Here is a 12,095-nt window from a genome sequence, read left to right as displayed (position 1 = left end):
CTGTGGGGTGGACACTGTTTTGCCCTCCCGGCACACTGAAATACCGAGGCACTGAAAGGAACATCACCGGGAGAGGAACCCGATGGAGCACCTCAGCCGATTCAGCAATGAATTCCTCAAGGCGCTCAAAAACCTGCTGCCCATCGTGGCGGTAGTTTTCATGTTTCAGCTGCTGGTGTTCCGTTCGGTGCCCGATGATCCCTTGAGCCTGGTGGCAGGGCTCCTGATCGTGGCCGGGGGAATTGCCCTGTTCCTGCACGGCCTGGACCTCAGCATTTTTCCAGTGGGCAAGAACCTTGCAAATCAATTCGTAAGGCGCGGCGCATTGGTGTTGCTGCTGCCTTTTGGATTTGCTGTTGGTTTTGCCGCCTCCGTTGCGGAGCCGGCGGTAATCGCCGTCGCCGAGCAGGCCCAGCTCGTCAGCGGAGGTCGGATCAACGGGCTGGTGCTGCGCTTTGTCATCGCCCTGTCCGTTGGCCTGGTCCTGGTCCTTGGAGTGATGCGTGTTCTGCGCGGCTGGGCCGTGTACAAACTCCTGATTGCCGGTTATGCACTGGTGCTGGGACTGACGTACATCGCCCCGCCCGAGATTGTTGGACTTGCCTACGACTCAGGCGGTGTCACCACCAATATCGTCAGCGTGCCGCTCATCACCGCAATAGGCCTTGGCCTGGCAAATTCAATCCGCGGACGCAGCGTCCTCGCCGACGGTTTCGGCCTCGTTGCACTCTGCGTGATGGTGCCGATGATCGGCGTCCAGCTCTATGGCACCTGGGTTTACTCATTTGGCGGCTCTGGAGCGGCACCCCCCTCGACCGGATCCAGCGAGGACGCCGCTGACTGGGTGGTGGGCATGATCCTGGGCCTGGGGTCGATGCTCCGGGAGGTACTGCCGATCGTGGGCGTCGTCCTGTTCTTCCAGTACGTGGCACTGCGGCGCAGGCTGGCGCACCCGCTGCGTGTCGTCGTCGGCTTCGTTATGGTCCTGGTGGGACTGTACGCATTCGTGGTTGGACTCAAGATCGGTCTCTTTCCCATCGGGAAACTGATGGCTGAGCAGCTCATAGCACAGGGCGCGCCGGCCCTGATCCTGCTCTTCGCCCTGCTGATAGGCTTCGCCACTACTATGGCTGAACCCGCCCTGGTGGCCATCGGTGAACAGGCGCAGGAGGCGTCGCCTGGACGAATCAGCGGCTTCGCCGTGCGGGTCATTGTCGCCCTCGGCGTCGCCGTCGGCATCGCCTGTGGCGTCTATCGGATCCTGATGGGAGGCCCGTTCCACTACTTCATCATGGCCGCCTACGCTGTGGCGATCGTGCTGGTCTTCTTTGCACCGAAGTACATCATCGCCCTGGCCTTCGACCTCGGGGGCGTCACAACCTCGGAGGTCACCGTGCCTTTGGTGACGGCCCTCGGCATTGGGTTGGCAGCGGCTGTAGAGGGAAGGGATGTGTTGATCGACGGTTTCGGCCTGATCGCCTTCGCATCAATCTTCCCTGTCATATCCGTCATGGTGTATGCCATGGTGATGGAGAAGATTCCGCGGCTGAGGAGCGAACCTGCATGAAATTCACCGCCATTGTGGTCATCGCACCGGACGACCTTGAAGACAGGATCATTGAACACGCCCAGGGGCCGGCGCTACGGGGGTCACCATTCTTCCGGGCAAGGGAATTGGTGGTGAAGCCAGGAAGACGTTCTTCGGCCTGACCTTCGAAGGCACCCAGTCCGTGTTGCTGATGGTGGTTGGTTCGCATTTGGGCGCACCAATCCTGAAGGAGCTCCACTCGATCCTGGTGAAGGGAACAGAGTCGCGCGGGCTTGCTTTCGCTGTTCCGATCGAGCATCTGACGGGGATCGATATGAGGCAGGTCGTGAGGTTTGAGGAGCATCTGCGCCGCGAGGGCGCCTGAGCAGGCCCAGCAAATTTGAGGAGGAAGAAATTGCTTATTGTCAATGACGTGATGGTCTCCCAGGTCGTCACCATCTCCCCCTACAGCACGCTGCGTGAAGCCCTGTCCGTGATGAAGGAACGCCAGGTCAAGAGCCTCGTGGTGGACCGGCAGCATGCCCACGACGCCTACGGCATGCTGAGCTACCGGGAACTCCTGGACACCGTGGTCGCCCAGGAAGGAGATGTGGACCTCCTGAACGTCTACGACGCCGCCACCATCCCGGCCATCACCATTCAGAGGGAACTGTCCGTGCGGCAGGCGGCAGCCCTGATGAGCCGATACCACCTCAGCCGGCTTGTAGTGGTGGAAGGCAACCAGCTCGTGGGCCTCCTGGCCATGAACGACATCCTGGCACGGCGCATGGAGGAACTGACCTGACCTTCCCGACCACTTAAGGGGGACGCACGACTCCGTTGCCAGGAACATTTTCCCGTTCGGGGAAAGGGCCCTTCGGCAGCGGGTGGATCAGATCCTGACCACCACTTTCCCGAGGCTCCGGCCCTCCCGGAGATACCTGATGGCGGCCGGTGCTTCCGCAAGCGGGAAGACCTTGTCCAGGGCGGGTTTGACGCTTCCGGCTTCGATCAGGGATGCCAGGGCCTCGAGGTCAAGGTGCGTCTCCCTCGACACCAGGCCTTTGAACTTTTGCCGGGAGAAGAGTGAGAGCAAGGGCGCCGCGAATGACCTTTCGAAGCCGCCGGTCAGTTTTCCGCCACGCTCGCCTCCCACCAGCACCAGGGTGCCCCGCGGGGCGAGGGCGCGTTTGAGGACGGAGAGCGGACGGTTGCCGGCGGTGTCCAGGATGACGTCGTACAGCGCCCCGGCGGCAGCAAAATCCTCCCGTGTGTAGTCGATGACGGCGTCAGCGCCGAGGGACCGGACCAGTTCCACTTTTCCGGTGCTGCAGACTCCCGTCACATCCGCCCCAAAAGCTTTGGCTATCTGCACCGCGAAGGACCCCACTCCCCCGCCCGCCCCGATGACCAGCACTTTCCGGCCCACGGTAACCTGGCCGGCGTCCCTTACAGCCTGCAAGGCCGTCACGCCGGAGATGGGTGCCGCTGCCGCTTCCTCGAAGGACAGGTCCCGGGGTTTCTTGGCCAGACGGCCCTCCTTGGCGCAGACGTATTCCGCAAAAGAACCCTCTGACGTGCCGAAGACCTCGTCACCCGCCTTGAAACGAGTCACGCCGGCTCCCACGGAGTCCACCACACCGGCCACTTCCCGGCCCCGCACAGGCACTTTGGGCTTCTTCAGGCCATAGCCAAAGAGCCGGATTAGATAGGGCTGTCCGGTCATCAGGTGCCACACGCCCTGCTCCACTCCCGCGGCCCGCACGCTGACCAGGACCTCGCCGTCGCCCGCTACGGGCCGGGCGATATCCCGCAGCGCAAGCACGTCCGCGGTCCCATAGACGTCCTGCACGATGGCTTTCATGCTCGATCTCCTTTGGGCCGCCGCTGGCAGCAGGCCCCCAACGTAAGGAAACGCCGACACCAAGTCAAGGGGGGCGGACGACGGCGGGACCGCCTTGTGGACGGACCCCGCCGCTGTCCGTGGTCATCCCGGCCCGCACGCCCAGTGCAAACGCAGGCGGTACGGCCGCTATACGGCGGCTGCAGCAGCCCGCACAGCCTCAGCCAACGAGGTGGCAGGCCGTCCTATCAACCTGCGCAGGTCCCCGCTGCTTACCAGGAGGTCCCCGCGGGCGATGCCCAGGTCGGAGTCCGCCAGGATCTCCGCGAACGGCTCCGGCACTCCGGCCCCGGTCAGCAGGCCGGCGTATTCCTGTGCAGGCAAGTCGTTGTACGTGATGGTCTTGCCGGTGGCCGAGCTGATTTCGGCTGCGAGGTCCGCCATGCTGAAGGCCTCGTCACCGCCCAGTTCGTACACAGTGCCCGCCTGGCCCTCCGCCAAGAGCACGGCAGCAGCGGCATGGGCATAGTCAGCACGCGCGGCGCCGCTGACCTGTCCGTCCCCTGCACTCCCGGCCAGGGCGCCCTGGGCCAGGGTCCCGGGCAGCTGGTCCGTGTAGTTCTCGAGGTACCAGCCATTGCGCAGGAGGACGAAGGGCACCCCCGATTCCCGCAGGATGGCCTCCGTGGCCCGGTGCTCGGCTGCCAGCTTCATCCCCGAGCTGTCGGCGTTGGCGATGCTGGTGTAGGCCAACAGCTCCACACCTTCCGCCTTCGCGGCTTCGATCACGGTGCGGTGCTGCTCCACCCGCTGGCCCACCTCGCTGCCGGAAATGAGGAGCAGCTTCCGGGCGCCCTTCAGTGCCGCGGCCACTGAGGACGCGTCCGCGTAGTCCATTGCTTTGACCTGCACGCCGCGCCCGGCAAGGCCTGCCAGCTTTTCCACGGAGCGCCCCGTGGCCACAATCTCCCCGGCAGGGACGTTGCGCTCCAGCAGGGCCTCGATGACGTGGCGGCCCAGCTGGCCGGTTGCTCCGGTGATGACGATGCTCATGAAATTCCTTTCGTAGGGTGTCTGACATGAAGCACAACCACACGCACTCCTGATTACTTCCTAAAAGAGAGTACGCACTTTAAGGTAAGGTACTCACATGAAAGTTAGTGCCAACAGCCGTGCGCCCCAAGCGGCGCCCCTCCCGGTTGACCTTGCCGACGGCGTGTTCCCGGCCGGCTGCCCCAGCCGGACTGTGCTGGACCACGTCACCAGCAAGTGGGGCGTCCTTATCCTGCTTGCGCTTTCGGAAGGCGAGCAGCGGTGGAGCGACCTGCGTCGCCGGGCTGAAGGAATCAGTGAAAAGATGCTGGCGCAGACCCTCAAGACTCTGGAACGGGACGGCCTGGTCCGCCGGGATGCGCAGCCGGTTATTCCGCCCCGCGTGGATTACAGCCTTACCGAACGCGGCTATGAGCTGAGCGCACTGCTGGTTCCGCTGGTGGCATGGGCCTTCGAGAACGCAGAGGACATCGTCAACGGCCAGCGTTGATTCGTTGACGCAAGAGGCAAGTAGCGGGTCCGGCAAAAGCGAGTACCTGTTACTGGTGTGACTGGTGTGAATAGTGCATAGCTTTTACGTAAGGTGCCAGCCGGAATGTGGAGGGCCGCCCTCTGCTGGGAACATTCCGGTTAACCTGCACCGCGAGTGAGCGGCCTGCGCCGCTTCCGAGGAGTTGGTACACATGGCCAAAGCCGTTGTCCGGGACCCATCGAGCATGGGCCGGCCCGTCAGCCTGACCAAGGTTGCAGCCCAAACATGGAACCGCATGCTGAAGCCCTTCGCCCCGCGGTCACCCTATAGAATCGGCGACGCCGTGGTGGCGGATGACCCTTTCAAGGGCCGCCGCGAGGGATTGGTGGTTTTCCAGCAGGGAACATCAGTGGGCGTGGATACCGTCCACGGCGTGTTCTTCTACGACCACCGGCAAATCAAACAGCTGGATTGAGTTTTTGTCCAGATATGCAGGGCTGAAGGCCGCGGACGCCTGCATATCTGGACAAAAACTCCTGTGCCGGGCGGCTAGCGGGCCGACCAGCCGCCATCCATGGTGTAGCTGGCGCCGGTCACCATGCCCGCGTGGTCCGACGCGAGCCATGCCACAAGTGAGGCCACCTCTTCGGGCTCCACCAAGCGTTTCACGGCGGACTCGGTCAGCATGATTTTGGCCAGGACCTCCGATTCCGGGATTCCGTGGACCTTGGCCTGGTCCGCGATCTGCGACTCCACCAGCGGCGTGCGCACATAGCCGGGGTTGATGCAGTTGGAGGTAACGCCGTGCTCCCCGCCCTCCAGCGCCGTCACCTTGCTCAGCCCCTCCAGGCCGTGCTTGGCGGAAACGTAGGCGCTCTTGAAGGGAGAAGCCCGGATCCCGTGCACCGAGGAGAGGTTGATGATCCGGCCGAAATTGTTCGCATACATGTGCGGCAGCGCGGCCCGGATCAGCAGGAACGGCGCTTCCAGCATGAGGGTGACCAGCCGGCGGAAATCGGCTGGCTCGAAGTCCTCGATGGGACTGATGCGCTGGATCCCGGCGTTGTTCACCAGGATGTCGCAGTCAAGGCTCAGGGTGGCGAGCGATTCCACGTCCAGCAGGTCAACGGCCCAGGTGGTGCCGCCCACTTCATCCGCAAGTGCTTCCGCAGCGGCCGCGTCCACGTCCGCGATCACCACCTTGGCACCCCGGGCGGCGAGGGCCCGCGCGCTGGCGGCCCCGATCCCGCCGGCTCCACCGGTAATCAGTGCCTTGCGGCCGTTTAACGTGTTTTCCATGGCAGTCCCCTCGGGCTTTCTAACAGATTTTCCGGTCGCTCATGCAGCGCAGCGCCTACCGGGGCAGGTCCGGCAGCACTATCTGCCGGGCGCTGTCCAGCGCTCATGGGTTTCTCCTCCGTGTCCACGGCGACACGCGCTGTGATCTCCAGCACTAATGGCTCCACTGAGTCTTACTGCACGGACATGCGCCTTCAATAACCAAAGCAGCACGCACTGTGTGCAGAATTGCAGATATGAACGTCAATCCGGATGACCTGCTGGTACTCCTGGCGGTGTCCCGCACCGCCAAATTCACGGCCGCCGCGCAGGCACTGGGCCTGAACCACACCACCGTCTCACGCCGGATCGCCTCCCTGGAGAAGGCACTCGGCGGAAGGGTCCTGGCCCGCGCCCCCGGAGGCTGGGAGCTGACCGACCTCGGAGCCCAGGCCGTCCAGGCCGCTGAACAGGTCGAAGCGGTGGTGGGCGCCCTCGGACCCGCCGGACGGGCACCCGACCCAATTACCGGCGTCGTACGCATGACTGCAACGGACGGCTTCAGTGCCTATATCGCCGCACCCGCCGTGGCGCGGCTGCGGCGGGACCATCCCGGACTGAGCGTTGAGGTGGTGACCATGACGCGGCGGGCGCTGCAGCAGCGCTCCGGCCTGGACATTGAAGTGGTGGTGGGCGAACCGCAGGTGCACCGCGCCGAGGCCATGCGGCTGGGCGAATACATGCTGGGGATGTACGCCTCGCGCGCCTACCTGGCCGAGCACGGCACGCCAGCCACGGTGGCCGAGCTCAATGACCATCCGCTGGTCTATTTCGTGGATTCGATGCTGCAGGTGGATGACCTGGACGCACCCCGCCGGCTGGTGCCCGCCATGCGCGACGGCCTCACCTCAACCAACGTCTTTGTCCACGTGGAGGCAACACGCGCCGGAGCGGGGATCGGCTTCCTGCCCTGTTTCATGGGCGACCTCCACCCTGACCTGGTCCGCCTGCTGCCGGCCGAAATCGCCGAACTGCTGCCCTACTGGATGGTGCTGCGGCCGGATTCGCTGCGCCGTCCGGCAGTGGCAGCGGTGGTCCAGGCGCTGCGGGAACAGATGGCCGAACACCGGGAATGGCTGCTGGGCCGGGGAAAAACCTCGCCGGCTGCTCCGTAACTGTCGTTTTCGGGGGTGAGAACGACAGTTACGGAGCAATCGATGGGGTTGCAGGCGGATCGTGCCGCACCGGTGACCCTGCCGCGAAAGCCCGGACCTGGGCGTCGTCCCACAGGTGTGCCGGGACCGCGCCGCCCAGGAGCCGCCGGTGGAGCTTCGGGTCGTCGCCAAACGGGGTGTCGCTGCCCGCCATCACCATGTTTCCGTAGCGCCGGCCCTTCAACATGGCGGGGTCCGCGATGATCACGGTGTGCTTGAAGGAGGCCGCGATGGTGGCGGCATCCTCCCGGGCGTTCTTCAGGTCCGGCGCGTCACCGGAGTTCACGACGTAAATCCCCCCGGGTGCAAGGACGCGCTTTACGTGCCGGGTGAATTCCGCGGTGGTCAGGGGCCGCGGGGTAAGGGCCCCGGCGAACACATCCCTGATGATGAAGTCGCGGGTGTCCGCCGTCAGGGTCTCGGTAACCTCGCGGGCCTCCCCCACACGGAGCCGCAGCAGGGGCGCCTTGGGCAGGTCGAACCAGCCGCGGACGTACTCAGCCAGCTTGCCGTCCAGCTCCACCACCACCTGCCGCGCATCCGGGTAGGCAGCATGGAAGTACCGCGCCAGCGAGCAGGCTCCGCCGCCCAGGTGAAGCCCGCGGAGCTTCGGCCCGGAGGACGCTTCCGACGGCGGCCAGCGGGACTCGATGAGCGCCGCCATCCACCGCATGTACTCAAAGTCCAGGAACAGCGGGTCGGCGAGGTCGATGTGGGAGCTCATGACGCCGTTGATCTTCAGGAGCCAGCCGGTGGAGTTATCCTGGTCCGCGATCAGCTCGCAGTCGCCGGTATCGATGTAGTAGACGCCCTCAACCGGGCCGTCCGGCCGGGTTCCTTTGGGAACCTCCACCACGCCCGCCGTGGCACGGCTGCCGCGGCCTCCCGGCTTCCCGCGTTTCGCCATTACCCGTGCCCCGCTTCATTCAGCCCAACCAGTCCAGCTCTCAACCCTAGTTGGTCTGCACGGCCCCTTCGCCGTCCCGGATCTTGTTCACCACAGCCGTGGTGGAACGGTCGGCCACGTAGTCCAGGATGGCCACGCGGCCGCCGTACTCCTCCACGGCCGGGGTCTCTGCCAGCATCTCCGGGGCGTAGTCCCCGCCCTTCGCGTAAACCTCGGGACGCAACTGCCGGATCAACGGAGCTGCGGTGGGTGTATCAAAAACGGTCACGTAGTCCACGCAGCTCAGCGCCGCCACCACGGCCGCCCGGTCCGCCACCGCATTGATGGGACGGCCTTCACCTTTGAGCCGCCGCACGGAGCGGTCACTGTTAAGCGCCACCACCAGGATGTCCCCCAGCTGTTTGGCCTGGTTGAGGTAGCGGGTGTGGCCGCTGTGCAGGACGTCGAAGCAGCCGTTGGTCAGCACGATGCGCTGGTCCTGGGCGCGGTGCAGCTCCAGCTGCCGTTCAAGCTCGCCGGCGTCCAGCGCGGTGTCCGCGAACGCCTTCAGGTAGCGGCTGAGCTGCGCCGTACTGCAAACCGACGTGCCCGGCTGGTGCACCACGACGTCGGCGGCTGACTGCGCCAGGTCCAGGCTGGCCGTGAGGGGCAGGCCTGCCGACCTCGCAAGTGTCAGCGCGGCCACGAACGTGTCACCGGCTCCCGACGCCTGCTTCTCGGCGGCCGGGCGTGCCCACGTCCGGTGCGTCACGCCGTCGGGCCTCAGCAGCACCGTTCCGTCACGGTCCAGGGTGACCACCACGGCCCCCGCACCCGTTGCCTCCAGCAGCGCCTCGGCGTGCCTGCCCACCTCCGCCACCCTGTCCCGGCCGTCCGGGAGCCGGATGTCCAGCATCCGCGCCGTTTCCTGCGCGTTGGGGGTTACCAGGTCCGGGTGGAGCGGCGCCCACGGGCGGGGGTCGTGGGAGTCAACCACCAGCAGGGGCCGCCCGCCCGGCTCCCCGCGGCCCCTGCCCGCGAGGGCGTCCACCAGGGCCCGCCGGACGGGATCGGCCAGGACGCCGGTGCCGTAGTCGCAGACCATCACCGCCTGCTGGTGTTCGACGGCGGACCGCACCAACGCCGCAAGTTCGGCCAGCGCTGCGGCGGGCACGGAGCTGGCGGAGTCATCGATGCGAAGCATCACCTGGCCGCCGCTGCTGATCCGGATCTTGGTGGTGGTGACCATGTCCGGGTGGTCGAGCAGGTGCGTGACATCGATCCCGGCTGCCACGAGCTGGTTGCGGAGGTCCACGCCGGCGTCGTCGGTGCCGATGATGCCCGCCACCGAGACACGGGCCCCCAGGGCAGCCAAATTCATGGCTGTATTGGCCGCTCCGCCGGGCACCGACTCGCGGCTCTGCACGTCCACCACCGGGGCGGGGGCCTCCCGGCACAGCCGCTCGATGCTGCCGTTCCACCAGCCGTCCAGCATGACGTCGCCCAGCACCAGGATGGCCGGCCGTTCCGCTGCGATCCGTCCCGGCAGCCACTCCGCAAGGGCACGCTGCTGGGAAAGATCTGCCGCTTCCGGCGACGTAGTCACGGCTGGTCCCTGACCAGGGCAGCCGCCGGCGGCGCCGCAATGTGCACCACTTTCACCCGGCTGAACTCATCCAGGAGTTCGGGACCGTACCCGAAGCCGGCACCGCTGATGCCCCGCGGCTGGGCAGCCCCGCCAGGGGCCCCGCCGAAGACCTCGTTGATTTTCACGGTGCCAACGGGGAGGGCGGCCACTGCCTGCTGGATGTGGGCGATATTGGCGGACAGCACCGTGGCGGCGAGGCCGTACGTGCCGCTGCACGCCAGCCGCAGGCCGTCGTCGAACGATGCCACCACCTGGACCGGCGCAACAGGTCCGAACGTCTCCTCCGTCATGACCTCCATCCGCTCCGTGCATCCGGTCAGCACCGTTGCCGGGTAGAAGGAGCCCGGACCGTCCGGGAGCGTCCCGCCTTCCACCGCATGTGCTCCCTGCTGCAGCGCATCAGCCACGTGGGCGTGGACCGCGTCCCGCATCCGCCCGTCCACCAGCGGGGCCACCGTGCCGTTGCCGTTCCGGAGTGCTGCCTCTGCCTCCAGCGCGGCGCAAAACTCCGCGGCGATGGCTTCATGGACATAGATCCGTTCAACCGCCACACAGATCTGGCCGCTGTTGCTGAAGGCGCCCATGGCGGCCTGTTCTGCCGCCCATACGGGATCGACGTCGCGGTCCACCAGCAGGGGATCGTTTCCTCCGTTTTCCCGGATGACATGTGCACCGGACTGTGCCCCTGCACGGGCAAGATGGGCACCGGCAGCACTGGATCCGACGTGTGCGATGACGTCCACGTCAGACTGTGCCAGGAGCGCGCCGACGCCTGCTCCCCCGGTGATTGTCTGGAACACCCCGGGCGGGAACGCCGGGGCCAGGACCTCCCCCAGCGCCTCGCCGAGGCGCGGGCAGCGCTCGCTGGGCTTGTGCACCACCGTGTTGCCGGTGACCAGCGCGGCACCGATCAGTCCGCAGGCAACAGCGACGGGATCGTTCCAGGGGGTCAGGAGCGCTGCCACTCCCCGGGGCTCCGCCACGGTGTAGTCCGACGCGAGCTGGCTTCCCCGCAGGCTGAGGCCGCGGTGGACAGGGCCAAGCTCGGCATACTGCTCCAGCGTGGACACACCGGCCGCGATCCCAGCCAGCGATTCGTCCACCGGCCGACCCGTTTCGCTGGCGTTGAGCCCGGCCAGTTCCCGGGCGGCGGCATCGAGCGCCCGCGCGGCGGTCCGGAGCGCGGCGCCCCGCTCCGACGGAGCGGTGGAGGCCCAGTCCGAAGCTGCGCTCCGGGCAACGTCCACGGCGCGGGCTACGGTTTCCGGTCCGGCCTCCGGCACGGTCCACAGGACGTCGCCGGTGCGCGGGTTGCGGATGGTGATCCCGTCTCGTTCTGCTGATTCGGTGCCTGTGATTGTTTCGACTGCAGTAGTAGGCATGGTGTTCCTCCCGTCGGTTTCCGGTCTGGTGGTCTGTTGCCTTTAGGGCCAGGAGCCCTCTTCCTCATGGCAGATCAGCATCTCCCGGACCTCGCATCCCGTGGGCTGTGACAGGGCAAAGAGGATTGCCTGCGCCGTATTGGCGGGATCATTGAGGCGCGAATCGTCCTGCGGCTTGTACTGCTCCGTGCGGTCATCGAAGAAGCGGGTCTTCATGCCCCCGGGGATCATGGTGGTCACACCGATTTCCCCGCCCGTTTCTGCTGCCAGCGCGTGGCTGAATCCCACCACGCCGAACTTGGAGGCGCAGTACGCGGTGGCATCGGCGACGGCCCGCTTCCCCAGGGTGGAGGCGACAGTCACCACCCGGCCGTGGCTGGCCTTGAGGTAGGGCAGGGCAGCCCGGACCACAGAGACCGTGCCCATGAGGTTCACTCCGATGACCTTTTCCCACTCCGTGGCTTCGACGTCCGCAAGTTTGCCGCAGCGGTCGATTCCGGCCGCGGTGACCACGGCTTCCAGTCCCCCCAGCGACTCGGCGGCTTCCTTCACCGCCGCTTCCACGGCCGCGCGGTCCGAGACGTCCACTTCGAAGGCCTTCACGGCGGAAACGCTGCTGATATCGCGGTCCAGCACCACCGGCGTGCCGCCTGCCTTGAGGACGGCGTCGACGACGGCGGCCCCGAGTCCGGAGGCACCTCCGGTAACGAGCACGCGGCCGGGGGTGTGGGTTGCGGGCGCATTCACTTCTGCAGTCATGGTGTTCCTTTCAATGGGGAATACGAAAAACC

At 66.1% G+C, this 12,095-nt stretch carries 13 protein-coding genes; 6 read left to right on the top strand and 7 right to left on the bottom strand.

Going from position 1 to position 12,095, the window contains the following annotated elements; all coding sequences use genetic code 11:
- Positions 1-82: 82 nt before the first annotated feature.
- The 3 genes from IEX43_RS09110 (at position 83) to IEX43_RS09100 (ending at position 2,333) form a co-directional block, all read left to right on the top strand.
- On the top strand, positions 83-1,567 hold the full coding sequence (locus IEX43_RS09110) for a DUF1538 domain-containing protein (RefSeq protein ID WP_188810334.1): 1,485 nt from the start codon (positions 83-85) through the stop codon (positions 1,565-1,567).
- Entirely contained in the window at positions 1,564-1,710 is a 147-nt protein-coding gene (locus IEX43_RS20240) for a hypothetical protein (RefSeq protein ID WP_229666377.1), read from the top strand. The genes IEX43_RS09110 and IEX43_RS20240 overlap by 4 nt, the downstream gene beginning before the upstream one ends.
- A 233-nt stretch (positions 1,711-1,943) precedes the next feature.
- Positions 1,944-2,333 (top strand): CBS domain-containing protein, encoded by a 390-nt coding sequence (locus tag IEX43_RS09100; RefSeq protein ID WP_188810332.1) that lies wholly within the window; start codon positions 1,944-1,946, stop codon positions 2,331-2,333.
- 87 nt (positions 2,334-2,420) lie between these two features.
- On the opposite strand, the gene IEX43_RS09095 is transcribed toward IEX43_RS09100, so the two are convergent.
- Positions 2,421-3,392 carry an NAD(P)-dependent alcohol dehydrogenase gene (locus IEX43_RS09095; RefSeq protein ID WP_188810330.1) on the bottom strand — a complete coding sequence of 324 codons (972 nt, stop codon included), beginning with the start codon at positions 3,390-3,392 and terminating at the stop codon, positions 2,421-2,423.
- 168 nt (positions 3,393-3,560) lie between these two features.
- Positions 3,561-4,424, bottom strand: coding sequence for an SDR family oxidoreductase (locus tag IEX43_RS09090; RefSeq protein WP_188810328.1), 864 nt, complete (start codon positions 4,422-4,424; stop codon positions 3,561-3,563).
- A gap of 97 nt (positions 4,425-4,521) precedes the next feature.
- On the opposite strand from IEX43_RS09090, the gene IEX43_RS09085 reads away from it, so the two are divergent.
- Together IEX43_RS09085 and IEX43_RS09080 are read left to right on the top strand one after the other, a co-directional pair.
- Complete coding sequence (locus IEX43_RS09085) at positions 4,522-4,914, top strand: winged helix-turn-helix transcriptional regulator (protein ID WP_188810327.1); 393 nt, start codon at positions 4,522-4,524, stop codon at positions 4,912-4,914.
- Positions 4,915-5,107: 193 nt separating this feature from the next.
- On the top strand, positions 5,108-5,371 hold the full coding sequence (locus tag IEX43_RS09080; RefSeq protein ID WP_188810325.1) for a hypothetical protein: 264 nt from the start codon (positions 5,108-5,110) through the stop codon (positions 5,369-5,371).
- 74 nt (positions 5,372-5,445) lie between these two features.
- Here the strand turns inward: IEX43_RS09080 and IEX43_RS09075 are convergent, their stop codons facing one another.
- Positions 5,446-6,195 carry a 3-hydroxybutyrate dehydrogenase gene (locus tag IEX43_RS09075; RefSeq protein WP_188810323.1) on the bottom strand — a complete coding sequence of 250 codons (750 nt, stop codon included), beginning with the start codon at positions 6,193-6,195 and terminating at the stop codon, positions 5,446-5,448.
- Positions 6,196-6,431: 236 nt separating this feature from the next.
- Between IEX43_RS09075 and IEX43_RS09070 the strand changes: the two genes are divergently transcribed.
- Positions 6,432-7,349, top strand: a complete 918-nt coding sequence (locus IEX43_RS09070) for a LysR family transcriptional regulator (RefSeq protein ID WP_188810321.1) — start codon at positions 6,432-6,434, stop codon at positions 7,347-7,349.
- 28 nt (positions 7,350-7,377) lie between these two features.
- Here IEX43_RS09070 and IEX43_RS09065 read toward each other — a convergent pair whose 3' ends face one another.
- From IEX43_RS09065 to IEX43_RS09050, 4 genes are read right to left on the bottom strand one after another with little or no spacing between them, the layout of a single operon-like run.
- Entirely contained in the window at positions 7,378-8,295 is a 918-nt protein-coding gene (locus IEX43_RS09065; protein ID WP_188810319.1) for a spermidine synthase, read from the bottom strand.
- 46 nt (positions 8,296-8,341) lie between these two features.
- Positions 8,342-9,880, bottom strand: coding sequence for a D-glycero-beta-D-manno-heptose 1-phosphate adenylyltransferase (gene rfaE2, locus IEX43_RS09060; RefSeq protein WP_188810317.1), 1,539 nt, complete (start codon positions 9,878-9,880; stop codon positions 8,342-8,344).
- Complete coding sequence (locus IEX43_RS09055; protein ID WP_188810315.1) at positions 9,877-11,304, bottom strand: aldehyde dehydrogenase family protein; 1,428 nt, start codon at positions 11,302-11,304, stop codon at positions 9,877-9,879. Before IEX43_RS09055 ends, rfaE2 begins: the two co-directional genes overlap by 4 nt.
- A gap of 42 nt (positions 11,305-11,346) precedes the next feature.
- On the bottom strand, positions 11,347-12,063 hold the full coding sequence (locus tag IEX43_RS09050) for an SDR family oxidoreductase (RefSeq protein ID WP_188810313.1): 717 nt from the start codon (positions 12,061-12,063) through the stop codon (positions 11,347-11,349).
- Positions 12,064-12,095 lie beyond the last annotated feature (32 nt).

The organism is Pseudarthrobacter polychromogenes (assembly GCF_014644495.1).
Taxonomy (GTDB): domain Bacteria; phylum Actinomycetota; class Actinomycetes; order Actinomycetales; family Micrococcaceae; genus Arthrobacter; species Arthrobacter polychromogenes.
This window is presented reverse-complemented; position numbering and strand designations above follow the sequence as displayed.

Bases quoted from the DNA above. Each gene is read 5' to 3' on its own strand.
- IEX43_RS09110 (WP_188810334.1), top strand. From the start codon at position 83: ATGGAGCACCTCAGCCGATTCAGCAATGAATTCCTCAAGGCGCTCAAA.
- IEX43_RS20240 (WP_229666377.1), top strand. From the start codon at position 1,564: ATGAAATTCACCGCCATTGTGGTCATCGCACCGGACGACCTTGAAGAC.
- IEX43_RS09095 (WP_188810330.1), bottom strand. From the start codon at position 3,392: ATGAAAGCCATCGTGCAGGACGTCTATGGGACCGCGGACGTGCTTGCG.
- IEX43_RS09090 (WP_188810328.1), bottom strand. From the start codon at position 4,424: ATGAGCATCGTCATCACCGGAGCAACCGGCCAGCTGGGCCGCCACGTC.
- IEX43_RS09085 (WP_188810327.1), top strand. From the start codon at position 4,522: ATGAAAGTTAGTGCCAACAGCCGTGCGCCCCAAGCGGCGCCCCTCCCG.
- IEX43_RS09080 (WP_188810325.1), top strand. From the start codon at position 5,108: ATGGCCAAAGCCGTTGTCCGGGACCCATCGAGCATGGGCCGGCCCGTC.
- IEX43_RS09075 (WP_188810323.1), bottom strand. From the start codon at position 6,195: ATGGAAAACACGTTAAACGGCCGCAAGGCACTGATTACCGGTGGAGCC.
- IEX43_RS09070 (WP_188810321.1), top strand. From the start codon at position 6,432: ATGAACGTCAATCCGGATGACCTGCTGGTACTCCTGGCGGTGTCCCGC.
- IEX43_RS09065 (WP_188810319.1), bottom strand. From the start codon at position 8,295: ATGGCGAAACGCGGGAAGCCGGGAGGCCGCGGCAGCCGTGCCACGGCG.
- IEX43_RS09055 (WP_188810315.1), bottom strand. From the start codon at position 11,304: ATGCCTACTACTGCAGTCGAAACAATCACAGGCACCGAATCAGCAGAA.
- IEX43_RS09050 (WP_188810313.1), bottom strand. From the start codon at position 12,063: ATGACTGCAGAAGTGAATGCGCCCGCAACCCACACCCCCGGCCGCGTG.